Origin of the sequence: Paenibacillus sp. EKM212P (genome assembly GCF_011066115.1) — a bacterium.
In the GTDB taxonomy this organism is placed as follows: Bacteria; Bacillota; Bacilli; order Paenibacillales; family Paenibacillaceae; genus Paenibacillus; species Paenibacillus polymyxa_B.
Map to the genome: position 1 here is coordinate 269,591 of NZ_JAAMNR010000001.1, position 25,179 is coordinate 294,769.

General features: G+C 45.6%; 23 protein-coding genes. All 23 read right to left on the bottom strand.

What is annotated here, in order from left to right:
- Window positions 1-12: 12 nt before the first annotated feature.
- On the bottom strand, window positions 13-1,110 hold the full coding sequence (gene nusA, locus G9G54_RS01230; protein WP_013309927.1) for a transcription termination factor NusA: 1,098 nt from the start codon (window positions 1,108-1,110) through the stop codon (window positions 13-15).
- A 101-nt stretch (window positions 1,111-1,211) separates the two neighbouring features.
- The gene (gene rimP, locus G9G54_RS01235; RefSeq protein WP_061829440.1) at window positions 1,212-1,673 is read right to left on the bottom strand and encodes a ribosome maturation factor RimP; all 462 of its coding nucleotides are present in this window, start codon (window positions 1,671-1,673) and stop codon (window positions 1,212-1,214) included.
- A gap of 312 nt (window positions 1,674-1,985) precedes the next feature.
- The gene (locus G9G54_RS01240) at window positions 1,986-6,302 is read right to left on the bottom strand and encodes a PolC-type DNA polymerase III (RefSeq protein WP_165175630.1); all 4,317 of its coding nucleotides are present in this window, start codon (window positions 6,300-6,302) and stop codon (window positions 1,986-1,988) included.
- A 202-nt stretch (window positions 6,303-6,504) separates the two neighbouring features.
- The gene (proS, locus tag G9G54_RS01245) at window positions 6,505-7,953 is read right to left on the bottom strand and encodes a proline--tRNA ligase (protein WP_165175632.1); all 1,449 of its coding nucleotides are present in this window, start codon (window positions 7,951-7,953) and stop codon (window positions 6,505-6,507) included.
- Window positions 7,954-8,004: 51 nt separating this feature from the next.
- On the bottom strand, window positions 8,005-9,276 hold the full coding sequence (gene rseP, locus G9G54_RS01250; protein WP_061829443.1) for an RIP metalloprotease RseP: 1,272 nt from the start codon (window positions 9,274-9,276) through the stop codon (window positions 8,005-8,007).
- Window positions 9,277-9,382: 106 nt separating this feature from the next.
- Window positions 9,383-10,522, bottom strand: coding sequence for a 1-deoxy-D-xylulose-5-phosphate reductoisomerase (locus tag G9G54_RS01255; RefSeq protein WP_165175634.1), 1,140 nt, complete (start codon window positions 10,520-10,522; stop codon window positions 9,383-9,385).
- A 145-nt stretch (window positions 10,523-10,667) separates the two neighbouring features.
- Window positions 10,668-11,459, bottom strand: coding sequence for a phosphatidate cytidylyltransferase (locus tag G9G54_RS01260; protein WP_029517015.1), 792 nt, complete (start codon window positions 11,457-11,459; stop codon window positions 10,668-10,670).
- Between the two features lie 17 nt (window positions 11,460-11,476).
- On the bottom strand, window positions 11,477-12,244 hold the full coding sequence (locus tag G9G54_RS01265; RefSeq protein WP_023988210.1) for an isoprenyl transferase: 768 nt from the start codon (window positions 12,242-12,244) through the stop codon (window positions 11,477-11,479).
- Between the two features lie 84 nt (window positions 12,245-12,328).
- Window positions 12,329-12,883, bottom strand: a complete 555-nt coding sequence (frr, locus tag G9G54_RS01270; protein WP_023988209.1) for a ribosome recycling factor — start codon at window positions 12,881-12,883, stop codon at window positions 12,329-12,331.
- Window positions 12,883-13,611 carry a UMP kinase gene (pyrH, locus tag G9G54_RS01275; protein WP_013309918.1) on the bottom strand — a complete coding sequence of 243 codons (729 nt, stop codon included), beginning with the start codon at window positions 13,609-13,611 and terminating at the stop codon, window positions 12,883-12,885. Before pyrH ends, frr begins: the two co-directional genes overlap by 1 nt.
- A gap of 121 nt (window positions 13,612-13,732) precedes the next feature.
- Window positions 13,733-14,383 carry a translation elongation factor Ts gene (gene tsf, locus G9G54_RS01280; protein ID WP_013309917.1) on the bottom strand — a complete coding sequence of 217 codons (651 nt, stop codon included), beginning with the start codon at window positions 14,381-14,383 and terminating at the stop codon, window positions 13,733-13,735.
- A 131-nt stretch (window positions 14,384-14,514) separates the two neighbouring features.
- Window positions 14,515-15,213: a 30S ribosomal protein S2 gene (gene rpsB, locus G9G54_RS01285; RefSeq protein WP_165175636.1), complete on the bottom strand. Its 699-nt coding sequence runs from the start codon at window positions 15,211-15,213 to the stop codon at window positions 14,515-14,517.
- Between the two features lie 252 nt (window positions 15,214-15,465).
- A complete protein-coding gene (locus G9G54_RS01290; protein ID WP_165175638.1) occupies window positions 15,466-16,113 on the bottom strand; it encodes an endolytic transglycosylase MltG in 648 nt (215 codons plus the stop codon).
- Window positions 16,110-16,742 carry a hypothetical protein gene (locus G9G54_RS01295; RefSeq protein WP_165175640.1) on the bottom strand — a complete coding sequence of 211 codons (633 nt, stop codon included), beginning with the start codon at window positions 16,740-16,742 and terminating at the stop codon, window positions 16,110-16,112. The genes G9G54_RS01290 and G9G54_RS01295 overlap by 4 nt, the downstream gene beginning before the upstream one ends.
- A gap of 41 nt (window positions 16,743-16,783) precedes the next feature.
- On the bottom strand, window positions 16,784-17,104 hold the full coding sequence (locus G9G54_RS01300) for a hypothetical protein (RefSeq protein WP_165175642.1): 321 nt from the start codon (window positions 17,102-17,104) through the stop codon (window positions 16,784-16,786).
- A 79-nt stretch (window positions 17,105-17,183) separates the two neighbouring features.
- Window positions 17,184-18,593, bottom strand: coding sequence for a DUF342 domain-containing protein (locus G9G54_RS01305; protein ID WP_165175644.1), 1,410 nt, complete (start codon window positions 18,591-18,593; stop codon window positions 17,184-17,186).
- Between the two features lie 44 nt (window positions 18,594-18,637).
- Window positions 18,638-19,426 (bottom strand): FliA/WhiG family RNA polymerase sigma factor, encoded by a 789-nt coding sequence (locus G9G54_RS01310; protein ID WP_013309911.1) that lies wholly within the window; start codon window positions 19,424-19,426, stop codon window positions 18,638-18,640.
- 14 nt (window positions 19,427-19,440) lie between these two features.
- Window positions 19,441-19,854: a hypothetical protein gene (locus tag G9G54_RS01315; RefSeq protein ID WP_025722357.1), complete on the bottom strand. Its 414-nt coding sequence runs from the start codon at window positions 19,852-19,854 to the stop codon at window positions 19,441-19,443.
- 2 nt (window positions 19,855-19,856) lie between these two features.
- A complete protein-coding gene (locus G9G54_RS01320) occupies window positions 19,857-20,354 on the bottom strand; it encodes a chemotaxis protein CheD (RefSeq protein WP_010346358.1) in 498 nt (165 codons plus the stop codon).
- Window positions 20,347-20,973: a chemotaxis protein CheC gene (locus G9G54_RS01325; RefSeq protein WP_023988204.1), complete on the bottom strand. Its 627-nt coding sequence runs from the start codon at window positions 20,971-20,973 to the stop codon at window positions 20,347-20,349. Before G9G54_RS01325 ends, G9G54_RS01320 begins: the two co-directional genes overlap by 8 nt.
- A gap of 3 nt (window positions 20,974-20,976) precedes the next feature.
- Window positions 20,977-21,438, bottom strand: coding sequence for a chemotaxis protein CheW (locus tag G9G54_RS01330; protein WP_007430046.1), 462 nt, complete (start codon window positions 21,436-21,438; stop codon window positions 20,977-20,979).
- Between the two features lie 62 nt (window positions 21,439-21,500).
- Window positions 21,501-23,597 (bottom strand): chemotaxis protein CheA, encoded by a 2,097-nt coding sequence (locus G9G54_RS01335; RefSeq protein WP_061829450.1) that lies wholly within the window; start codon window positions 23,595-23,597, stop codon window positions 21,501-21,503.
- 33 nt (window positions 23,598-23,630) lie between these two features.
- Window positions 23,631-25,175 carry a chemotaxis protein CheB gene (locus G9G54_RS01340; protein WP_165176695.1) on the bottom strand — a complete coding sequence of 515 codons (1,545 nt, stop codon included), beginning with the start codon at window positions 25,173-25,175 and terminating at the stop codon, window positions 23,631-23,633.
- Window positions 25,176-25,179 lie beyond the last annotated feature (4 nt).

The following is a 25,179-nucleotide window of genomic DNA, read 5'->3' on the forward strand; positions in this document are numbered from 1 at the left end:
CCTACACTCCGCTTAATCTACAGAAACGGAATCCTGATGCATTTCATCGGTGGATGTTCTCGGTCTGCCGAGTTCTTCCTCCGCCTGTGTTTCACTCTTAATATCAATTTTCCAGCCCGTAAGCTTAGCAGCAAGACGAGCATTTTGCCCTTTGATACCAATAGCAAGAGAAAGCTGATAATCAGGCACAATAACACGCGCCATTTTCTCTTCTTCAAATACTTGCACTTCGAGCACCTTGGATGGACTCAGCGCATTAGCCACGTATTCATCAACATTATCGGAATAACGTACAATGTCGATTTTTTCGCCACGCAGCTCATTTACAATAGTCTGTACACGTGTTCCTCTAGGACCCACACAAGAGCCAACCGGGTCAACCTCGGCGTTACGGGAATGAACCGCGATTTTAGAACGGAAGCCTGCTTCACGCGCTACGGAACGAATCTCTACAACACCATCAAAAATTTCAGGCACTTCGAGTTCGAACAAACGCTTAAGCAGACCCGGATGTGATCGGGACAGCATAATTTGCGGTCCTTTGGTTGTGTTTTCTACTTTGGTAATATAAGCCTTGATTCGATCCAGATGGCTAAATTTCTCATTAGGCATCAATTCACCTAACGGGAGAACCGCTTCCACCTTACCAAGATCAATATAAATGTTACGCGGGTCTTGGCGCTGTACAGTTCCTGTTACAATATCTTCTTCCTTGTCCACAAACTTGTTGTAGATCAGTCCCCGTTCCGCTTCGCGGATACGCTGGGTCACGACTTGCTTCGCAGTTTGTGCAGCAATCCGCCCAAAATCACGTGGTGTGACTTCGATTTCAGCGATATCTTCCAACTGAAAATGCGGGTTAATCTCACGGGCCGCAGGCAACGAAATCTCGGTGCGAGGATCCAATACCTCCTCAACGATCAGCTTGCGGGCATATACCTTAATGACTCCCGAGTTGCGGTTCATATCAACACGCACGTTTTGTGCGGTGTTGAAATTCCGTTTGTAACTGGAAATCAAGGCTGCTTCAATGGCCTCAAACAGCACATCCTTGCTGATCCCCTTTTCTCTTTCCAACTCGTTCATTGCTTCAATAAAATCCATACTCATGGATTACTGCTCCCCCTTTCAAATGATGCACCTGCGTACTGGTCGGCACACGAGGCAAAAAAACATGTAGTACATGTCAAACAGCAACAGTCAAATCTGAATTAAAATATGATCGCGAGCCTTGCACCAGCTACCTTGTCATAAGGTATGGCATGCTTCTTTTGTCCGCTTTGAACGGTGAGTTCCCCGTCTTCAAAAGAAAGCAAACGACCTTCGAATTCCTTCAGGCCGTTGATCGGCTCGTATGTAGTAACGAATACGTTTTTGCCTACCGCTTTAGTAACGTCCTCCGCTTTTTTCAGCGGTCTTTCGGCGCCTGGTGAAGACACTTCCAGAAAATATGCTGTAGAAACAGGGTCATTTTCATCCAACTTTTGACCCAGATATTCACTGATCATACTGCAGTCGTCCAGATCAATTCCTCCGTCTTTGTCCACAAAAACGCGAAGAAACCAATTGCTACCCTCTTTGACATACTCGACATCGACCAGTTCAAAACCATGCTCATCGAGGAAAGGTTGGGCCATTTCTTCTACTACTGATTTGATCTTTGGTGTGCTCAAAGATTATAACCTCCAAAAGTGAACTTTCCTGTGGTGAAAAAAAGACGCCCTATTACCATGGACAATGCTTCTCCATCACCGGCTTTTTCATTTTCATTTGATGTAATGTTCATTTCGGGCTCACTGCAAATAAACCGGCGTACCGGTTTCGTGCCCAAAAATAACCTTTTCACGTTGTAACTGTATATCAAACAGTAAAGAGTGGGTTTCCCCACTCTTTTAGCAACGGTTTTATCTCCATGATTACCAAAAAAATTATAACATAACCATAGTTATGTGACAAGTGCCAGAGCTTGACTACTGTGGTTCGGATTAAAACAGAGACAGCTGATTACTCTCTGGCAGACCTCGAAAGCAACCCATCTGGGACAGCATTTCGACAATGGTTTTACTAGCTTTCGATTTTTGTTGAAAATCCTCGACAGACAAAAATTCACCATGTTCACGGGAGGCTGCGATGTTACGTGCTGCATTGTCTCCAATTCCCTGAAGAGCTCCGAATGGCGGAATGAGTGAATCTCCATCCACCTTGAAGCGTGTAGCTTCCGAACGGTACAAATCAATGGATTTAAAACTAAACCCGCGAGCCGTCATTTCCAGAGCCATTTCCAGGATCGGAAGCATCCCTTTTTCTTTGGGCGGTGCCTGAAAGCCGAGTTGCTCGATTTCGACAATCTTCCGTGCGATTGCATCATATCCCTGACAGCACAGCTCAATATCAAAATCGGCTGCACGTACTGAAAAGTAAGTCGCATAATATTCAATCGGATGATACAGCTTAAAGTACGCTGTGCGCACTGCTGAAATAACGTAGGCTGCAGCATGCGCCTTCGGAAACATGTACTGGATTTTCAGACAGGAATCAATGTACCACTGTGGCACCTTGCATTTTTTCATTTCCTCAATCCATTCAGCACTAAGCCCCTTACCTTTACGTACGCTCTCCGTAATTTTAAAGGCCAGACCTGCGTCCATCCCTGCCTTGTAAATCAAAAATAGCATGATGTCATCACGGCAACCAATTACAGTCTTGATGTTACAGGTATTATTCTTAATCAGTTCCTGTGCGTTCCCCAACCATACACCCGTGCCGTGAGACAGTCCGGATATTTGCAGTAAGTCAGCAAAAGAACTTGGCTGCGACTCTACTAGCATTTGGCGTACAAACTTCGTCCCCATTTCTGGTACACCATAGGTAGCTACAGGTGTGCGGATTTGCTGGGGTGTTACACCGAGCGCCTCCGTGGAGTTGAACATGCTCATCACCTTTGGATCATTCATTGGAATGGTCGTAGGATCGACACCAGTCAAATCCTGAAGCATCCTCATCATGGTCGGATCATCATGACCCAGAATATCAAGTTTGAGTAAATTCGCATCAAAAGCGTGATAATCAAAATGCGTTGTTTTCCATTCCGAGCTTGTATCATCGGCGGGGTACTGTACCGGCGTAATATCCTCGACCTCAATATAATCGGGAACAACGACAATTCCGCCTGGATGTTGCCCGGTACTGCGTTTGACCCCTGTACAGCCCGAAGCCAGCCTGTTCAGCTCAGCCCCACGCCATTTTTTATGATGCGCCTCTTCATATTTCTTTGCAAAGCCAAAGGCTGTTTTCTCGGCAACTGTACCGATGGTTCCAGCACGGAATACACTTTTCTCACCAAACAGTACTTTCGTATAGTTATGTGCGACAGGCTGATATTCGCCAGAGAAGTTCAAGTCAATATCGGGAACTTTATCTCCCTTAAATCCAAGAAACGTTTCAAACGGAATATCCTGTCCCTCACCCTTCAGTTTACCACCGCATTTCGGACAGTTTTTGTCCGGCAAGTCAAATCCGCTCGGCACACTACCGTCCAAAATCCACTCGCTATGTCTGCATTCAGGATTACCGCAAATATAATGTGCAGGCAGTGGATTAACCTCGGAAATACCGAGAAAGGTAGCGACCACAGAAGATCCAACAGAACCCCGTGAACCTACCAGATATCCATCCTTATTAGACTTTTTAACCAAACGCTCGGAAATGAGATAGTTGGCAGAGAAACCGTATTTAATAATCGGCTCTAGTTCTTTTTCAAGACGGGCTACAACCACTTCGGGCAATTCCTCACCATAGATGGATTTAGCTGTCTCGTAGCAAGTGTTGCGGATTTCCTCGTCCGCCCCATCCAGCAAAGGTGTGAACAGCTTGTCAGGGAACAGCTCCAGCTCCTCAAATCGATCCGCCAACTCACTGGTATTCTTCACAACGACTTCATAGGCTTTCTCCTCGCCCAAAAACTCGAATTCTGCCAACATTTCGTCTGTGGTGCGTAAATGCGCATCTGGCTTACGAATATCTTTTAGCGGGCTAAATCCCGTAATGCCGTGTATCGTAATATCACGGTACAACTTATCGCGAGTTTCCAAGTAGTGAACATTGCCTGTGGCAATTACGGGCTTATCAAGTCGCCGTCCAATTTCGCATACTTTGCGTATTGCCGTTTTCAGAGCATCAGGCCCGCTTACCAGTTGTTTTTCTACTAAATGCATATACATCGTCAAAGGTTGAATCTCCAACACATCATAAAACTGTGCAATTTCCTCGGCCTCTTCCTCGGACTTGTTCAACACAGCCTCAAAGAACTCTCCTTTTTCGCAACCAGAAATAATAAGCAATCCATCTCTCATTTCTGACAATTTGGATTTAGGAATACAAGGCACACGCTTGAAATATTCGGTATGAGACATCGAAACCAACTTGTACAGATTTTTTTTACCAATCGGATTGAGGGCATAAATACAGCAGTGAAAAGGACGAACGGTCGATAAATCCTTACCCACATAATCATTCAGACGATCGAGCATTTTTAAACCCTTAATTTGTTCCGCATCATTCAGCAAGCCATTTAGCACTTCAGTCAGTGCGACTGTATCGTCAATGGCTCGGTGATGGCTTTCGAGCGCAACTTTATATTTGGCCGTCAGCGTATTCAGACGGTGGTTTTTCATTGTTGGAAACAGTAAACGAGCCAATTCTAGCGTATCCAGTACCGGATTGGTCATTTCAGGCAACCCCATATTTCGAAGGGTGGCCTGGATAAACCCGACATCAAATCGCGCATTATGGGCAACCAATACAGCATCGCCAGCAAAAGCTACAAACTCCTTCATAACAGGTTCTACATCCGGCGCGTCCTTGACCATTTCATCGTTAATGTTGGTCAGTTGCTGGATATTGTATGGTATACGCTCATGTGGATTGACAAAGGTAGCATAACGATCAACTTCTTTGCCATCATGCATTTTTACAGCCGCAATCTCAATGATTTTATTCTGCGTAACCGATAAACCGGTGGTTTCAATATCAAAAACGACATAAGTCGCTGTTTTCAAATTTAATGGTTGTGCCTGCATTACAACCTCAACGGCATCATTAACCACGTTGGCCTCAATACCGTAGATCATTTTAATTCCGTTTTTCTTTGCTGCTTTTGCTGCATCGGGATAGCATTGCACACCGCCATGATCAGTGACCGCAATCGCCTTGTGCCCCCATTTGGCGGCTGTTTTGACGTATTGGTCAATAGAGGCGACAGCATCCATTGCGCTCATCTTTGTGTGGAGATGGAACTCAACCCGTTTTTCCTCTGCATTATCCTTACGTGTGGGTGGAGCCTGTACTTCAACTAGATCGGAAGGAATCATAACCAGCTCGGGAATTTGCATAAAACGATCATATTCAACTCGCCCTCGCACTTTGACCCATTTCCCGTTAGCCAACAAACTGAGGATCTTCAGATCTTCTTTAGTTTTAGCAAACATTTTCATTTGCAGGGAATCACTAAAGTCGGTCAAATAATACGTAAACAACGTACTGCCATTGCGCAATTCTTTACTATCCAAACCGAAGATTGTTCCTTGTAAGGTGACTTTTTTCTCTTCGTCCTGAATATCTTGCATCGGAACAGCCGGTTCTTTGATGTCATAACCAAATTGAAGCCGTACGTCTCCTTCTTCTTCATCCAAAGGCGGCATTTCGGATTCCATACTTTCCATCATCTGCTGAATAACTTCGCGTTCTTCCTGCATCTTCTTTTCTTGGAATTGCTGTAATGCCTCCTGGTTACTTTCACCCACTTGGACTTTAATGCGCATAGAGAGGCCGAAATATTTATCGTAAAATTTGATGATAGCTTGATCTATCTGTTTTTTACGCGCCAGTTCCAATGACATACTATCGCTCATCGTCAGCAATAATAGACCGTCTTCCCACTCATGCACAGCCCGATTCATCCAACCGTTAACAGATGGGATCTCACGATGCACCCACTCTAGAAAAAGTTTCCAGTATTCACTGATGATATCACCAGGCTGAATCTGCTCACTATACTGAAAACGGAACGTAATTTTTGCGATGTGACTCATTTTTTCCTGTACTTGAATACAGAACGTACGATACACCTGAGCGGGGACCAGTGTCTCCTTGGCAATGGTGATATTCCAATCCTTATTGGTACGGCTAATCTCCACTTGATCAATCCAACCGTCCAAAAAATAAGGTTCAACCACTCCAGCCGGCATCCCAACTTGCTTCATCAGCAGTTCCAGCCGCTTTCTCTTTTCTTCAGCTCCGCCCATGACTCTCCCCCCAATTTTAAATCTACCATTCTGAAAACATGAAAAGCTTCTGCGTCAAAAACATCTCCGACCGCAAAAGCTTTTCGTAGCCCTCTTCAATCCTTCTCACAACGACATAGATCCTTCGGAACATTGTCCCGTAATAGCTACCATGTCAGCAAAAAGAATGAAGTGAGTATAGTGATATTGCCCTACATCTATATTAGTACGCCCGTGCAAACACTACTGTATGCTTGGCAGGTTTGCCACAACACAAACATGTGGACTTTTGCTCGGTTGTTTTAAACGGTATGTTACGGCTTGTAGCACCTGTTACTTCTTTAACTTTGTCTTCACATTCTTCAGCTCCGCACCAGCCTGCCAAAGTAAAGCCGCGTTTTTCTTCCATGAGAGTCTTCATTTCATCCAGCGTATCGACGGAATAGAAGTTTTCTTCCATGAAATTTTTCGCACGATCAAACATCTCCTGCTGTACCTGTGCGAGCATCGCGTGTACTTCCTCAACCAGATTATCCTGCTGCACGTTTTTTTTCTCACCGCTGATGCGGGACACGAGCACACAGACACCGTTTTCCATATCACGAGGTCCGATTTCCAGACGAACCGGCACACCGCGCATTTCATATTCATTAAATTTCCAGCCTGGACTTACATCGCTGCGGTCGTCCATTTTAACACGCACTCCCGCTTGTTTCAACTCAGCAAATAGTTCATCTGCACGAGCGATAACGGCATCACGCTTCTTAGGTGGTCCAATTGGAACCATAATAACCTGCGTAGGCGCAACTTTAGGAGGCAATGCCAGACCACGGTCATCTCCATGTACCATAATCAGTGCACCGATCAAACGTGTACTTGTTCCCCATGAAGTCGTATGCGCGAATTCCAAGTTGTTTTCACGACTCAAATATTTAATGTCAAATGCAACGGCAAAATTAGTTCCCATATAGTGGGAGGTCCCAGCTTGTACCGCCCGTCCATCCTTCATCATCGCTTCCAGTGAAAATGTATCCTTCGCACCTGCAAACTTTTCAGAAGGTGTTTTCTGTCCAGTAATAACCGGAATAGCCAGAACTTCCTCAATAACCTCACGGTATACTTCCAGCATTTTCATCGTTTCTTCGCGTGCTTCTTCTTCTGTTTCATGGGCGGTGTGACCTTCTTGCCACAAAAATTCACTTGTGCGCAAGAAAGGCAGCGTGCGTTTTTCCCAACGCACTACATTAGCCCATTGGTTAATAAGCACAGGCAGATCACGATAGGATTGAATCCATTTGGAGTACATATGACCAATCATGGTTTCCGAAGTCGGACGAATTGCAAGACGCTCTTCCAGCTTTTCCCCACCAGCCTCGGTTACCCAAGGCAGTTCAGGATTAAACCCTTCAACATGCTCTTTTTCCTTTTGAAAAAAGCTTTCTGGAATGAACATTGGAAAATAGGCATTACGGTGCCCTGTTTCTCTGAAGCGCACGTCCATGGCTTCCTTGATATGCTCCCAGATTTCAAAACCATCGGGGCGGAATACAATACATCCGCGAACAGGGGAATAATCCATCAGTTCTGCTTTTTTAATAACATCAATATACCATCGGGAAAAATCTTCGCTCTGCGGCGTAATTTCCTCGACAAACTGTTTATCGTTCGACATAGAAATGCATGTCCTCCCATACAGACCGTTTTTATATAAGTCCGTCTCTAATTAACCATTAATTAAGCGTAAAATATCGTTATACGTGACCGCAATCATAAGCAGGAATAGCATAGCAAAACCAACGAAATGGACCATTCCTTCCCTGCTCGGATCAACAGGACGTCCTCTTACCGCCTCTACACCCAGGAAAACAAGTCTGCTTCCATCCAGCGCCGGAATGGGCAATAAATTAAATATCCCCAGATAAAGACTCATTATGGCAGTCCAATACGTCAACTGCTCAATCCCCTGCTTGGCAATTTGCCCCGTCACTTCAAAAGTACGTACTGGGCCTCCCAAGTCATTGATAGAAAATCGTTGAATGAGCTGGCTAAATCCTTGGAAAATAATATCGGTCGTTCTGACCATGGATTGTCCGGCAAATTTGAACGTTTCACCCACACCTGCTTGGCGTTTTGGAAGTTCAGGCACAATGCCCACCTTGCCACCCTTTTGTCCTTCCATTGCACGAGGTGTAATAGTAAGATCAAAGGTCTTATTATCACGGCGAACCGTCCACTTCATCGGCTTGTCTTGAGAATCCGCAATCAGTTTGATCATGTTTTCAACATTCGCACCAATGGCTATTCCATTCACCGATTCGATGATATCTCCCTTATGCAAATCAGCTTCAGCAGCAGGCATACCTGCTGTAATTTCACTAATTTGGACATAAGTCGGGTTGTCCACTTGTATGCCGACCATCTGAATATGCAGACCAAACAAAATAAAGGCAAGAATAAAATTCATCAGTGGTCCAGCAAAAATAGCCATCGCACGCTGTCCTACTGTTTTACTCCCATACTGCCGATCCTTGGGTGCAATCTGAATGGATTGACCTTTGGTTACCATCATCGCTTGCGGGTGTACAGTGTATTGCTGATCTTCGCCATCTACATCCAATTTTAAAGTTAACGACTGTTCCAGATCAATATCCAACACTTCGCCACGCACCACATTCTTGCGATTATCCAGTTGATCCAGATAGATGGTTTTCACGACGTCATCCGTTACGCGTACAGCAATCGTTTGTCCGGTCTCAATTTCATTGACCTCCGGATCCTCTCCCGCCATGCGGGCAAAGCCACCGAACGGCAACAAACGCAACGTAAATCGCGTCTCGTTTCTTTTATAAGAAAACAGTTTCGGACCGAAACCGATCGCAAACTCCCGTACCAGAATCCCGGCGCGCTTGGCAAAATAATAATGCCCCCATTCATGCACCGTCACTATGACGAAAAACATGAGCACCGTCATCAACACTATTTGAATCGTTTCCAATCGTTTCCGTTCCCCTTTCAATGAGATCGAGTTTGTCTTCCTAGATTATCATTATTCTCCGATCCCGCACAAGAGAATCACATTTCGTTTCTAACCCAACATTAGCCTACAATTCGGCAGCTATGCTACGAGTCTCTCCGTCACATGCTTCAATCGCAGACAGATCAGGATTAGCCACATTGACATGCCGCTCCAGCACACGTTCAATAATAGCTTCAATATGCAGAAAAGAAATTTCTCCACGCAGGAAACGGGCAACAGCAATCTCATTAGCTGCATTAAATGCGGTCGGTGCTGTACCACCCATTTTACCACATTCGAAGGCAAGCCTTAAACAAGGAAAACGATTATAATCCATTTCCTTAAAATGGAGTCTGCCCACTTCAGCCAGTGACAACGGCTTCGCCGGGGACTTCATACGCTCAGGATAAGTCAATGCATATTGAATGGGTACTCTCATGTCCGGATTCCCAAGTTGAGCAACAATGCTTGTATCCTGAAACTCAACATAGGAATGAATAATGCTTTCCGGATGAAGCAACACATGAATCTGCTCATAATCAAGTCCAAATAGCCAATGCGCCTCAATGACTTCCAGCCCCTTGTTTACCATCGTTGCTGAATCAATTGTAATTTTAGCCCCCATTGACCAATTGGGATGCTTGAGTGCATCTTCCACTGTAACTTCACGCAACTGTTCTCTTGTCAAATCTCGAAAAGAACCCCCTGATGCTGTGAGAGTAATATGTGCCACATCTTTCATACGCTCACCATTCAAGCATTGGAAAATAGCTGAATGCTCACTGTCAATCGGCAGCAACGGCACTCCTTTCGCCCGAGCCCGCGCTGTGACCAGATGACCAGCAGTAACCAGTGTTTCCTTATTGGCCAAACCGATCTGCTTTCCAGCCTCAATTGCGGCCAGCGTGGAGTGCAATCCGACACTGCCCATTACAGCCGTCACAACCATATCCGCCTCTGTGTTCGCAGCAAGCTCAACGAGTCCTTCATTTCCCCAATGCAGTTCCATTCCAGAAGGCAGTAAAGGACGAATTTCATCCGCCAACTGCCGAGTACCCACAGACACTTTTTTGGGTTTATAAAGATGCGCCTGCTCAGCAAGTAACTTTATATTAGAACCACCTGCTAAAGCCTCAACAGTAAACTGATCCGGGTGCATGGACACTACATCCAGCGTTTGAGTTCCAATAGATCCGGTTGAACCAAGTACCGTAATTCTTTTCATGATGCACCTTCCTATCCTGAAAATCACTTTTATCCAGGAGCTCATTGATTGTTATTCAGGCAGTTATGCTATTGGTTCCAACCTTCTAGTAGTGCAGAGTGAGCAGCATAGAGATTAGCCTGAGCATAAACTGTAATCAACAGACTCATGGAAGCAGCATCAGCATATGTACAAATGGAAAAACGACAATCCAGCTGTCGCAGCGGTCTAGTATACCACCGTGCCCTGGCAGCAGATTACCAGAATCTTTAATGCCGTACACTCGTTTGTATGCAGATTGTACCAAATCGCCCAGTTGTCCCACAACTGCACAAGACAAACCGATGCCGATGGCTTTGCCCCATGGCAGCAGTCCACCCGATAATCCAGCGAATACAAGAGCTATAACCAACGCTAAAACAATGCCGCCAATGGATCCTTCGACCGTTTTGTTCGGACTGATCGCAGGCCATAATTTCGTCTTTCCTGCCATTTTGCCTACAAAATATGCCCCTGCATCACTTGCCCAAATACAAGCCAATAATAAAAATGTCCATAACAGTCCATGTTCCATATGACGTGATTCCGCAATATACGAAAATCCAAACCCTATATAAACGGTACCAAGAAATAATATAGCTACCGTTTGAATCGGGATTTTATTTTTGGTTCCTACCGTGATAATCATAAAAGCTATCATTACCAGCCAAAGCATACTGGCAAAGGGTAAGGGTGAGTGCAAACCAAAAGGTTCATACGGGAATACAAAAGCTAATATGCTTACGTATCCAAGTATTGCTGTACCTCCAAAAGGAGATACCTGCGTCATTCGTGCGAACTCATAAAATCCGATTAGGGCCATCGCCAATATAAGCAAATGGTAGGCCAAGCCGCCCCACAGGACCATCGCCAAAAAGAATATGCCTGCCAGAATACCGGTAATTAATCTCTGTCTCAACGGCTTTCATCCTCCATTTACTTCAGTCCGCCATACCGCCGTGTTCTTTGCTGATATTCGATCACTGCTTCGTATAAGTGTTCTTTCTTAAACTCAGGCCAATAAATATCAGTAAACCACAACTCACTGTAGGCAAGCTGCCAGAGCATAAAATTACTAAGTCTAAGCTCACCGCTTGTTCGAATCAGTAAATCAGGGTCTGGCATACCACTAGAAAGCAACGTATTACCGATCAGCTCAGATGTTATATCTTCTGTTTTAAGCTTCCCATCCGCAATTTGACGGCCCAATGTTTGCATGCATTCTGTGATTTCCAACCGACTTCCATAATTTAATGCAAAATTAAGAACAAGTCCGGTATTATTTTCAGTTCGTCGAGTCGCTTCAGTCAGTGCCTCAACGGTATGGGAAGGTAAATGTTCCTTATTGCCCATCATACGCACTTGCACATTTTTTTCAATCAACTCATCTAGCTCAATAGCCAGAAATTCCTGCGGTAAGCGCATTAGAAAATCAACTTCGTCCTTTGGACGCGTCCAATTTTCAGTTGAAAATGCAAACAAAGTCAAATACTTAATACCCAGTTCATCCGCTGCAATTGCTGTGCGTTTTACTGCCTTCATTCCATTTTGGTGCCCTACAATCCGCGGCATTCCAATCCGTTTGGCCCATCTGCCGTTCCCATCCATGATGACAGCAACATGCTGCGGAATATTGTCTTTTGAAATGGCCGGTGTTTGCTGTTTTTGTTCCCCGTTCCACCAAGACCGAACCCGTTTGATCATTCCAGTTCCTCCAGCATTCTCTGAAAATGTGCCTCAGGCTTGAAAAGAGACAAACCCCACCGTAAGGGAGGGGCTGCCAATCTTTTAAACTTCCATAATTTCTTTTTCTTTTGCAGCTAAAACTTTATCCACTTCAGCGATAAACTTATCAGTTGTTTTCTGGATATCTTCCTGATATTTACGAGATTCGTCCTCGGAAATATCACTTTTCTCCATTTTTTTGATGTCATCATTTGCATCACGACGAATGTTACGAATAGCGACCTTCGCTTCTTCACCGTTCTTTTTCGTCAACTTCACCAAGTCAGTTCTGCGCTCCTCCGTCAAAGCAGGAATGCTCAGACGAATGGTGTTGCCATCATTCGAAGGTGTCAAACCTAAATCGGATTTTTGTATAGCGCGCTCGATATCGGCCAAGGAAGATTTGTCCCAAGGCTGAATCATCAAGGTCCGGCTGTCAGGTGTATTGACATTCGCCAGCTGGTTGACTGGAGTCATTGCACCATAATACTCTACCTGCACACGGTCCAGTAAAGCTGGTGTCGCCCGTCCTGCACGCAAAGATGCAAGATCACGTTGCAATGCTTGGATTGCTTTTTGCATGCGCTCCTCAGCACTCTTTTTCACAGATTGTGGCATTAATTTACACTCCCTTTGACGATCGTACCAATTTTTTCACCCAGCACGACACGTTTAATGTTACCTTGCTCTGTAATAGCAAAGACAATCAACGGAATATTGTTATCCATGCACAACGAGGAAGCAGTAGAATCCATGACACCGAGATTTTTGTTGAGCACATCCAAATACGTAAGCTGCTCATATTTCTCAGCTGTGCTATCTTTAAACGGATCAGCAGAATATACGCCATCCACTTTATTTTTAGCCATCAGAATCACTTCCGCTTCAATCTCAGCGGCACGCAGTGCAGCTGTAGTATCAGTCGAGAAGAACGGATTACCTGTACCTGCTGCAAAAATTACAACCCGACCTTTTTCCAAATGACGGATAGCTCTACGGCGGATGTATGGTTCTGCAATCTGTTGCATCGCAATGGATGTTTGTACACGCGTAGGTACTTCAATCTGTTCCAAAGCATCCTGTAAGGCCAGTGAGTTCATCACTGTTGCCAGCATACCCATGTAATCTGCCGTGGCCCGGTCAATTCCGTTGGCACTTCCAGCAATACCACGCCAGATGTTACCGCCACCACACACGATAGCAACTTCTACTCCCAGTTCCACCACATCTTTGACTTGTTCAGCAATGGACGCAATCGTATCCGCATCAATACCGTAACCGTTAGGGCCTGACAGCGATTCACCACTAACTTTCAGGACAACACGCTTAAACACAGGTTTTTCCAAATGATCACCCTCCAATATCATTTATACTTTATGTAACAGGATAGGTGTCCTGTTGCAAGAAAAGGAACACTGATGTGTTCCATTTCCGTTTTTTTCATATGCAATTACCGTTCGTTGGTAATTATTGTTTCACTTGAGACATAACTTCTTCGTAGAAGTTGTCTTCTTTTTTCTCCAGACCTTCACCCAGTTCAAAACGAACAAAGCGACGCAGGGAGATGTTTTCGCCAATTGTACTGATTTTTTCGTTGATAAGCGTGGAGATTGTTTTGTCCGGATCTTTGATGAAAGATTGCTCCAGCAAACAGAACTCTTCATAGAACTTACCAATGCGGCCTTCAACCATTTTCTCAACGATTTTCTCTGGTTTACCTTCGTTCAGAGCTTGTGCTTTCAGGATTTCTTTTTCTTTTTCGATTTCTTCCTGTGGCACTTCTTCACGACGGACATAACGAGGGTTCGATGCAGCGATATGCATTGCAATGTCGCGTACAAAATCTCTGAACTGGTCTGTTTTAGCTACGAAGTCTGTTTCGCAGTTTACTTCTACCAGTACGCCGATACGGCCGCCAGCATGAATGTAGGATTCAACAACACCTTCAGTAGCAATACGACCTGCTTTATTGGCTGCAGCTGCAAGTCCTTTTTCGCGCAGAACTTCAACCGCTTTTGTCAAATCACCGTTTGCTTCTTCAAGCGCTTTTTTACAATCCAGCATTCCTGCGCCTGTTTTTTCACGAAGCTCTTTTACTGCGCTAGCATTAACTGCCATATTATTTCCCTCCAAATTTGATTTTCAGTGGTATACCGTGCTTTATTCCTTAAAAAAAGGGTAGTGAGAGGTTATACACCTGCCAACCACCCTTTTCATTTAATTCATATAGGTATTTCCTAATGGAAATATTATACTGTAGTTTCTTCGCCTTGGTTTGCTTCCATAACTGCATCAGCCATTTTACCTGTCAGCAATTTAACAGCGCGGATTGCGTCGTCATTACCTGGGATAACATAGTCGATTTCGTCTGGATCGCAGTTTGTATCAACGATACCAACGATTGGGATACCCAATTTGCGAGCTTCAGCAACCGCGATACGTTCTTTGCGTGGATCAATGATGAACAGAGCACTCGGAAGGCCCTTCATGTTTTTGATACCGCCCAAGAATTTTTCAAGACGATCTTTTTCTTTGCGAAGAATGATAACTTCTTTTTTAGGAAGAACTGCAAATGTACCATCTTCTTCCCAAGCTTCCAGTTGTTTCAAACGGTCAATACGTTTTTGAATCGTTTGGAAGTTAGTCAGCGTACCACCCAACCAACGTTGGTTAATGTAGAATTGACCAGCGCGTGCTGCTTCTTCTTTAACGGAATCTTGTGCTTGTTTCTTCGTGCCTACGAACAGAATTGTACCATTCTCAGCTGCAATGCTTTTTACGAAGTTGTAAGCTTCCTCAACCTTTTTCACTGTCTTTTGCAAGTCAATGATGTAAATACCGTTTCTTTCAGTGAAGATATAACGATCCATTTTCGGGTTCCAGCGACGTGTTTGGTGACCAAAGTGAACCCCAGCTTCCAAAAGCTGTTTCATGGAGATTACTGCCATCTTCACGCACCTCCTAAGTTTGGTTTTTTGTGTGTCCTCCGCCGACATCATTTTTCATAAAGACTTTCCATTGGAAAGCACCCTCTATAAAATTAACCGACGTGCGTTTTTAACACCGTCAATTAATATACCATAACACTTGCATCGTTGCAACCAACTTTTCGACAATAGTTGGAACAATGCAAAATGTGACGTTTTACGCCTCTTATCGAATTGTCAGCATGAATAAAAGCCGTCCACTTCCCGGTCTGGTCAGTTGGACGGCTTTTTCGTAATTTTAGTAATAATAGAACTGAAATCCTCACCTTTAGCAAACTGATAGGTACCCGTACGAATTTTGGTATTGATTTTTTGGGCCTTAGCTGCTGCCTCAAATGCACTAGCATCCGACACAACCCCTGCCCGTTGCAATCCTGATGCCACACTTCTCAAATTGCTTCCCGATGCAATGCTATACTGCACTTGTGGGGTGGCAGGCTGCTTGGGGATGTTGGGAGTCGTTGTAGTGCCAGACCTTTGAGTTTGCGGCTTATTCGGACTTTGTGGAACCGATGCGCTGGTCGAAGGTTTAGAAGCCGCCGAGGATGTGCTATTTGCAGGTACCTTTGGTGTTGACGGCGTTTGAGCTGGTTTAGCCTTTTGGGGTGCAACCGGAGTTTTGTTGCCTTCCTTGATCACCTTATTACGCCATTCCTCTTCTGTCATTTTCGGATCAGAACTGTCACTGATCTGAAGATTTAATTCGGCAGCTGCCTTTTCTAATTGCTCTCGCGTCATGTTTTTTGGGTCTGTTGAAGATTGCTGCGATTGTCCCTGACCGATCATTGCCAGTTGCAACAGCAATGCCCCCGTTATAAGGCCCGCACCCATGCCTAGCATAAATGAACGGTTTTTGATCACATTACATCCTCCCGCTCCGCGAGTTGCAATATAAGCTGTACTTCCCCCCGCTGGATGCCTGATTGCTTGGCTATATAATCCAACGACTTGCCTTGCTCATGCAGCGCAAACAACTCTTGATAACGATCACGGATGGACTCTACTTCCTGCTCAGTTTCAGGGTCTTGCAATACTGTCTGCTCCTCCATAGTTACGAGAGGAGCTTCTGAATCAGAATAGCCTTTCTGTACAGACACTCCAGGTTGCGGACTTTGAAATTGACCGTAAGCAACCGCTGCCTGATGAGAAGTTACTGTATGTTGTATTTCCTTAGATACAGGCTCGGTTTGCATAGAAACAGTAGCAAACATAGCCTGGCGCTCAAGCTCCACGATACGGTTCCGAAGCTCAGCTACTTGTTCCTGTAATGCCGCCTGTTTAACTGTATGCTCCTGCTTCATACCAGATACGAGCTCAATCAGCTCGTCATTGTCGTTTTCAATATCGGCCATATACTGCTCCAATGTGGCCTCGACCTTTTGAACGACGGCCTCTTCTGTTCCCCGGCCTGGCTGACGCTTAGGCAGAAGCCAGGCGTAGACAACAGCTGCAGCGCCCAGCAGAACAATATAAATCCATGGTTGATCCACTGCCCATCGTCTCCTTTAATAACGCTTCTCCACCTGTCGGATCAGAGCGAAAAATCAATATGGTGTCCCTTGTACGGATGCTCTGCCGGATGCTCCTTAGGCACCTCAGTCTCATCTGATTGGGAACGGCTCTGCTGGGAAGAATCTCTGCTCTGTCCTCCCGTTTGCCGCTCACCGACGAATGTTTCTGCAGACTGATCTATGGCACTGCTTCGCTGACGCATGTTCTCTGTCTCCAGCGCGGCCTTTTGTCCAAGCAATGCTTGGTCATTCATTGGCCGCTGCTGGGACTCACTTTGGTATTTTCCTGCTTCACTGGTGCGAGGTACGGCAATTTGCAATTCAACAGCCTTCAAGCTCATTGGACCACACCCTTTCCGATTGGGCATCCGTATCTGTCTTTCAAGGAATACAATGTTAAATGATTAACAGTGTGCTGAATTACACGTAGGAGGACATGCTGATGTCTCCCTCATGATAATAAAACGCCATTCTTTCCACTGAATCTTTAATAAATTTTGTATATCTGCCGATAACTATTTTAGAGCCACCGTAAATCACATTTTTAACTTCTACCCGTGCCCGGCTCGTATCCTCTAATGTTCGTTCAATTTCAAGCATTCTGGACTTGGTTTCCAAAAGCTCCTGTTCATTAGATTTTTTAGTAGACGTCAGCTTGATTCGCATAGCCATTCTTTCAGGTGCAAGCTGTCCGGCAGCGGCAAGCTGATCCAATATGGTAAGAGCCTTATTCGTTTTATCCTGACTGTCTGTCTGCTGCTTCAAACGTGCGCGGAGTTCTGTCAGTTCATCGCGCAGTTCGGGAAGCACACCCACTTCGATAACAGTAGCTGTGGACATCGTATTACCGATGGTACGAGCCACTACCTTTTTACCAGCTTGTACACTGCCACCTACGATAAGCCCTTTGGTCCCCTCGCAGAGTACATTTACACTCGCTTTAATCTGGGAATGCAAGATGCTCTGGGATACAAGTATATCGCCTCCCGCAATCACGTTACCATCTTGTATGAATGAGCATTTGACATTTTGTGCAGCTTTCACGAACCCCTTATGGTATCCGATAATACCGCCACTGATTTCCACTGAACCTTCCGCCTCAATTTCAGCGCCTTCCACACCACCGATGACACGAATGTCGCCAGCCGCCCGAACGCGAAACCCTGTCAAGACATTCCCACGAATGACGACGGTTCCAACAAAATCAATGTTACCGACACTATAATCGACGTCCCCGTTCACTTCATATACGGGGAACACATTAAGCTTGCCCTTTTCAGTCGTAGTCACCAGTCCGTCAATAGCCGCATACATGGCAACACCTTCCGGATGGATCACTACATTTTTTCCAACTTTAAAACGCGCCTCTCTACCTGGAAGAAAAGGAATTTCCTCTCCGGTTACAGCAATCCCCGGTACACCCGGCAGAGGATCAACTCGTTCGGCAATCAATTGTCCACGTTTTACATTTCTTAAACGAGTTAGTTCTTTATAATCCACCCGTCCATCTACGGTTTCAAGTGGCTTATGTGCATCTTCGCCAGTTACAATATCAGCCAGATTAATTTTTCCGTCTGTGCCATGGATCGGCTGCTTTCCCTGAGCAATCAGTAATTTTCCGAAGAAATGATCTTCCGGATTTGCCGCAAATGCGCGAATCGCATCGGTCATTAAACCGTAGGATATTTTTTGGTTGCTTAGAAAACGCTCTAATTCTTCCACAGAACAGGCAAAACCCTCTTCACGTTTGGCAAACTCCAAGTAGGCTGTTTGTTTGTCAGGTGAGACAACCACTTTTAAATACTGGTCCAAAGCATATTGCTTCTCCACAAGGGTGCTCCTTCCGTCTAACTGTTACTGTAACCTCCCGTACGTTAATCTTTACGCATTAGCAAATCCCGTTGTTTGTCCAATGTCGCTCTTAGACGTAATATTGCTTTGGAATGCAACTGTGAAATTCGCGATGGAGATAGCGACATGACCTCAGCGATTTCGCTGAGTGACAAATCCTCGTAATACAATAAAGAAACAACGATACGTTCTTTTTCAGTCAATTTATCAATGCCTTGTGCAAGGGCATCACGAAGTGTAAATTCATTGACCTTATGATCCGGATTTTTCGCCTTCTCGTCCACCAAAAGGGAAAGCCGTGTTTCCGATTCCTCTTCACGGATCGGGTCCTCCAGTGAGACAATCGACATAACGGCGACTTCCTGGATCATATTTTGAAACTCTTTTTCAGAAACGTCCAAATAATGGCTCATCTCTTCGTCGCTTACCGTGCGTAAATATCTTTGTTCCAAATGCTGGTAGGCATCCTCGATTTTTTTTGCTTTTTCCCTAACTGAACGAGGAACCCAATCCCCTTGACGAAGACCATCCAAAATCGCTCCGCGAACACGCCAAGAAGCATAAGTCTCAAACTGCAAACCACGCTCATAGTCAAATTTCTCTAAAGCGTCTATCAAACCCATAACGCCGTTACTCGCCAGATCATCCTTGGAAACATTTTTGGGCAAGCCTACTGCAAGGCGGCCCGAAACATATTCCACAATATGGAGATACTTTTCAATTAACTGTTTTTTTGCTTCCTTGTCACCGTGTTCTTTCCATTGCTCCCATAGTTCGGAATGGTTTAAATGAGCGGCTTTACGCTCGTTCATCGGCTTCACCCTCCTTATTTGTCTGTCAGGTGACGAACGGCCTTGGCCAATTCTTCAGGGTCCTTGTTGGAAACCAGCTTAGGTGGGTTTAAAGGCGCGAAACCATTGTTCCCTTCGTCCGTCTGCTCTGGTTTCGGTTTCAGCAATTCATTCAGGTTTTCATTCTCGTCTGGTGTCGTCAGGTCCAGATTCCCCCCTACGCCATCTACCTGAGAGCTTGCCCGGCTTTGGGCATTCCCCAGATCTGGCCGCGCTACAACACCTAGTGTCCAGCGCAGCACAAATGCAAGTAGGAACCAAAAAACGAAGGCGATCAAGCCACGAATTAAGCTCGTGGTCAGCAGATTGCTGCCAACGGACAACACAAAAGTCAGAATAAATCCGACTACTCCAGACCAAAGATTAATGCGTAAGCTGCCAAATAACATGTTTATAATTCCTTTACACCTTTTTGTACGCTTCGAATATTCAAAACGCCAGTTTCAGAGTCCAACTCAATCGTTCGTCCATAATTGCCGCCTGTGTCCTCCGCAATCAAGGGAATACCGAGATCTACGAGCATTTCTTTGCATGATTCTACATTGCGTGGACCAATGCGCATGGTATCTCCACTACCGGCAAAGGCGAACATCTGCGCTCCCCCTGCCATTTTGGCAATCAGTCTGCGTCGTTCAGCACCCAATTTCAGCATCCGCTCAAATAACTCGGGCAGCGCCGTATCGGCGTATTTAGCAATATTCAGTTGCCCTTCACGTGCAATATCCGAGGATGGTAGCATCACATGTGCCATACCTGCCAGTTTCAAGTGAGGATCGTAGAGAGTCAATCCGACGCAAGAACCGAGTCCTGTCGTGCGAATCGAGTTCGGGTTACTGGTAACATTTAAGTCAGCCATACCGACTTTAATGATGCTTTTATCCTCAATCATCGTTCATCGGGACTCCTAACGACCTAAAGATTTTCCCGAACGATTCTGGATCAGGAATCAGGAAAAATTGACCCTCTATCTGATTCTGCCCTTCCAGAAACGATGTGTCAATCAATAATGCAGCATCCCCCATCTGCCCAAACTGCAGCAGTCCATAGCTGAGAATTGCTCCTGCCATGTCCAACGCCAGCGCAGGGACTGTTGGATACATAGATAAACGCGTAAAGTCTGCCAGCGAAGACAAATATGAGCCTGCTAAAATGTTTCCGATCTCCGACAGGGCTGAGTGCTCCATTTCGTTAAAACTGTCCTCATCATCTGAAGGAATATTCGCCAAACGGGAAAGTAAGCTTTTTGCCGCCTGAGGCTGCAATATGAAGAATAGATTCCCGGGGGCTTCCCCTTCTACCCTAAAAAATATGGCAACAACAAGTTGCTCATAGCCGCCGACTTTCTCGGCAATTTCCTCAAAGGGCAGCATTTGTACTTTGGGCACACCCATATCGACCGGTTTATTGAGAAGCCGGGAGAGCGCTGTAGCAGCGTTCCCCGAGCCAATGTTGCCGACTTCTTTCAACACATCCAATTTGAAGTCTTCGAGATTCCCAAGATTTTCCATATGTTAATCCTCTAAGCCTTCCAGTTGGTTCATTTCGCTACGATTCAGGACTTCAGACAAGTTCAGCATAATCAACAAGCGCTCTTCACCAATTTTAGCAACTCCGCGAAGGTATTTAGCCTTAACTCCGCCAATCACTTCCGGTGGTGTCTCGATGTTGTCAGTATTCAGGTCAATAACGTCATTCGCTGAATCAACGATAAAGCCGACTTGCATTTCACCCACTGCAACGATAATGATACGGGTTTGATCGGTATATTCAGCTTCAGGTAATCCAAATCGGCCACGAAGATCAATAACCGGAATGACTACGCCTCTCATGTTGAATACGCCTTTAACAAAATCGTAGGTTCTTGGAACCCGTGTAATCGGCACCATGCGTTCAATAGATTGGACTTTTTCTACTTCAACACCGTATTCCTCTTCACCAAGCTTAAATACGATAACTTTAATTTCTTCTCCCATGTCTAAAAACCCTCCTTATTGATGTCAGCAACTTCACATTTCTTTCATTTCTGATGAAGACATTATTTAATGAAAACATTCGGGTCAATGATCAAAGCAACCTGACCGTCACCCAGAATCGTGGCGCCTGAAATTCCTTGGATGTTTGGAAGGTATTTGCCCAGATTTTTAAGAACAATTTCACTCTGTCCCAAAAAGTCCTGTACGGAAAGAGCTGCCAGACGGTCTCCCTTGCGGATGACCACGACCTCTGTCTCTTCTTCTTCATCTTCATTGAAGTCCGGAACCTCGAACAGCTGACTCAAGGAGATGAGCGGGATATGAGAATCGCGGAAAGCAATCATTTTATTGCCATGTACAGAACGAATTTGTGTCCGTTTGACGATCGCAGTCTCCACAATGGAGGACAATGGAATCGCATATTTTTCAGAACCGATCTGTATCATCATGGCTGCAATAATGGATAGGGTCAGCGGCAATTGCACAGAGAAATTAGTGCCTTGGCCTAGTGTAGAGTGAACCGTAACATTGCCACCCAAAGCAGTGATTTTGGATTTAACAACGTCCAAACCGACACCACGTCCTGATACGTCTGAAATGACTGCAGCTGTACTAAAGCCCGGAGCAAACAATACCTGATAGGCTTCCTCGTCGGTCATGACCGCTGCTTGCTCTGCCGTCAAAATCCCTTTAGAAATAGCACTGTTTAGTACCTTATCGCGATTGATGCCATTTCCGTCATCTTCAATCTCGATGAATACGTTATTTCCGCTATGGAAAGCACGTAAGTGAACCGTTCCTGTCTCAGGTTTACCAGCTGCAATCCGGTCGGCTACCGACTCAATGCCATGATCCACGGAGTTCCGAAGCAAATGCACCAGAGGATCGCCAATTTCGTCGATAACAGTGCGGTCCATTTCAGTCTCTGCTCCAGTAATAACCAAATCAAGTTTTTTATCCAGCGATTTGGCCAGATCGCGCACCATACGCGGGAAACGATTGAAAACAGTGTCTACTGGTACCATTCGCAATTTGAGAACGACGTTTTGCAAATCGCTGCTCACACGACTCATGTGCTCTACCGTTTCTGTCAGTGCTGGATTGGAAGCTTCACTTGCCAACTGCTCTAACCGCACACGGTCAATGAGCAACTCGCTAAATAAGTTCATAAGTACATCCAGGCGTTCAATATCTACGCGAATCGTACGGTTATGCGTAGGCGCAGCTGCCTTAGCTGCTGGTGCTTTACCTGCTGCTGGCTTAGCCACAGAGGCCGCAGCTGGAGACTGCGGCTGGGATGGAGCAGGTGGTTGCACGGCAACAGGTGCTTCCTGCACCGCAGCAGCCTCAGCCAGTCCAGCAGTAACTTCGCTCATTTGTTTAAGCGATTCCTGATCTAGTTGTACCACTGAGACAGTGTCAATTTCAGAGATACCCGCGATTTCCTTTTCCAGCTCCCCAACTTCTTTCTGCGTTATGTAATATAACGAGAAGCTTTGCTCGAATTTCTCCTGCTCAATATCCTGTACCGACGGATAGGCCTTGACGATTTCACCAGAGTTTTCCAGCGTGTTGAACACCATAAAGGCACGTGCCGCTTTCAACTGGCTCTCTGAGCTGATTGTTACCTGTATATAGTGAACACGATGTCCTTCAGAAATAGATTGCTCCAGTACAGAATACTGGAACTGATCCAAGACAAGCCCAGCACTATCGTTTTTGTCCACTTTTTTAGATGGAGACTCCTCAGTGGCAGCATTTGTGCCGGACTTTTGGAAATCCCCACTCACGATGGATTGTAGTGAAGATACAATAGAGGAGACATCCGCTTTCCCGTCGCCTCCCTCTGTAATGTGCTGCACCATGGACTCCAAAGCATCCAATCCTTTAAATAAGGTATCGAATATAAATTCATGCATCGCCAGCTTGTTGTTACGTACCAGATCAAGAACGTTTTCCATTTGGTGAGTTAGCGATGCTAGGTCTTCAAATCCCATCGTAGCAGCCATTCCTTTGAGGGTATGGGCAGAACGGAAAATCACCTGAACGATGCCTAGATCGGTTGGATTGCTTTCCAGTTGAAGCATTTTTTCGTTAAGAGATTGCAGATGATCATTCGACTCATCAATAAACATGTTTAAATATTGGTTCATGTCCATTGTGAGACACCTCCTCCATGAGTTACACTCCGATTATTTCACAACTTGTACAAGCTTGGGGGCGATCTCCTGCATTGGCAGAAGGTGACGCACACATTTTAACTCTACTGCTGAGCGGGGCATTCCGTACACTACACAAGTTTCCTCATTTTCAGCAAATGTGGATTGTACCCCAGCATCATAAAGCTTTTTCATCATTTTGGCCCCATCGCTCCCCATTCCAGTGAGCAATACTAGATGCCGCTCCAACGAGGTTAACGAGAGCAACGATTCAAACATCGTATCTACGGAAGGACGGTGACCATTGCGAGCTTCCTCCATCTTCAGTGACACAGTGTATTTACCACCGGCTCCTGGCACAATTCTTAGTTGATATCCCCCTGGGGCAATGTAGGCCGTTCCAGTCTCCAGCGTCATTCCCTGCTCAGCCTCCACAACTCGGAGTGGACTTAACGTGTTCAAGCGTTGTGCCAGCGAACGAGTGAAGTTTGGCGGCATATGCTGAACGATAACGATTGGAGCAGGGAAATCACCAGGAATGCGTTCCAACAGCGTCTTAAGCGCCCGCGGACCGCCCGTAGAACATCCCACCGCCACCAGTTTGCGAAAGCTGGACGTATGCACACCTTTTTTAAGAGAAAATCCTTTAGGTGCGGCAGGAACTGTAGGTGCCGTTACTGGAGGCGTAGCAGCCGCAGGAATAGGAGTAGCTGATGAACTCACCGTCTTACGGGGCTCCGGCTTAACCAGCCCTGCTTTATCCTTACCATGCAGCGATTTGTCAGCGGCCGTATTAGAACTGTTTAGTTTCCCTGGTGTTCGTCCCATCCCCTTGGACAAGTCTTTCTTCTTCTGAACAGTAGATGCTTGGACTGACTTGCTTGGCTGAGCAGCTGACTGTTCTATGCGCCCCGCCGTAACAGATGTTCCAGACTGCTGTCGTTTCGTTTCCTGCTTGGCTGCTGCCGGGACGGACTTGCCAGCATCACGCTTCGGCTGAGTTGATACAGCAGGTGAAGGAGCAAGCGGAACAACAGCAGGCTTGTCTGTCGAAGCTTGACTGCCTGCTCGTTTCTCAGTCACCGCCTGTCCTGTAGGCTTTTCCTTTGGCGTTTTTTTCGCTTGTTCCAATGCAGCTTTGCGCTCATTAGCTTCCTTGCGCTCCAGGCGGCTCCGCACTGCTTGCATAGCAGTGTGCATCTGTTCCAGCAACGCCTTGCTCACTTGCTCGATATCTTGCGCATGAGCAATGGAAGGCTTTCTTATAAAATCGAAAGCTCCTGCCTCTAGAGCCATGATGGTCTCTTTCATGCCTTGTTCATTAATGCCTGACAGCATAATAACAGGTAGCGGATGGGCTGCCATAATCAATGGCAATGCTTCAAGACCATTCATTTCAGGCATCTCGACATCCATGGTGACCAAATCGGGCTGCAATTCCTTCACTTTCTCTACAGCCTCTTTGCCATTGGCGGCCGTACCTACGATGTTGAACGACTCATCCCTTACAATTAAATCTGTAATAATTTTGCGCATAAAGGCCGAATCATCTACAACCAGCACCCGGTAAGCACACATGTTA

What these genes read in the sequence shown, in the direction of transcription:
- nusA (WP_013309927.1), bottom strand. Translation starts at nt 1,110, where the DNA reads ATGAGTATGGATTTTATTGAAGCAATGAACGAGTTGGAAAGAGAAAAG.
- G9G54_RS01240 (WP_165175630.1), bottom strand. Translation starts at nt 6,302, where the DNA reads ATGGGCGGAGCTGAAGAAAAGAGAAAGCGGCTGGAACTGCTGATGAAG.
- proS (WP_165175632.1), bottom strand. Translation starts at nt 7,953, where the DNA reads ATGTCGAACGATAAACAGTTTGTCGAGGAAATTACGCCGCAGAGCGAA.
- G9G54_RS01255 (WP_165175634.1), bottom strand. Translation starts at nt 10,522, where the DNA reads ATGAAAAGAATTACGGTACTTGGTTCAACCGGATCTATTGGAACTCAA.
- G9G54_RS01265 (WP_023988210.1), bottom strand. Translation starts at nt 12,244, where the DNA reads ATGATCAAACGGGTTCGGTCTTGGTGGAACGGGGAACAAAAACAGCAA.
- frr (WP_023988209.1), bottom strand. Translation starts at nt 12,883, where the DNA reads ATGCCACAATCTGTGAAAAAGAGTGCTGAGGAGCGCATGCAAAAAGCA.
- tsf (WP_013309917.1), bottom strand. Translation starts at nt 14,383, where the DNA reads ATGGCAGTTAATGCTAGCGCAGTAAAAGAGCTTCGTGAAAAAACAGGC.
- rpsB (WP_165175636.1), bottom strand. Translation starts at nt 15,213, where the DNA reads ATGGCAGTAATCTCCATGAAACAGCTTTTGGAAGCTGGGGTTCACTTT.
- G9G54_RS01300 (WP_165175642.1), bottom strand. Translation starts at nt 17,104, where the DNA reads ATGAGCTTGAAGGCTGTTGAATTGCAAATTGCCGTACCTCGCACCAGT.
- G9G54_RS01310 (WP_013309911.1), bottom strand. Translation starts at nt 19,426, where the DNA reads ATGAACGAGCGTAAAGCCGCTCATTTAAACCATTCCGAACTATGGGAG.
- G9G54_RS01315 (WP_025722357.1), bottom strand. Translation starts at nt 19,854, where the DNA reads ATGTTATTTGGCAGCTTACGCATTAATCTTTGGTCTGGAGTAGTCGGA.
- G9G54_RS01320 (WP_010346358.1), bottom strand. Translation starts at nt 20,354, where the DNA reads ATGATTGAGGATAAAAGCATCATTAAAGTCGGTATGGCTGACTTAAAT.
- G9G54_RS01325 (WP_023988204.1), bottom strand. Translation starts at nt 20,973, where the DNA reads ATGGAAAATCTTGGGAATCTCGAAGACTTCAAATTGGATGTGTTGAAA.
- G9G54_RS01330 (WP_007430046.1), bottom strand. Translation starts at nt 21,438, where the DNA reads ATGGGAGAAGAAATTAAAGTTATCGTATTTAAGCTTGGTGAAGAGGAA.
- G9G54_RS01335 (WP_061829450.1), bottom strand. Translation starts at nt 23,597, where the DNA reads ATGGACATGAACCAATATTTAAACATGTTTATTGATGAGTCGAATGAT.
- G9G54_RS01340 (WP_165176695.1), bottom strand. Translation starts at nt 25,175, where the DNA reads ATGTGTGCTTACCGGGTGCTGGTTGTAGATGATTCGGCCTTTATGCGC.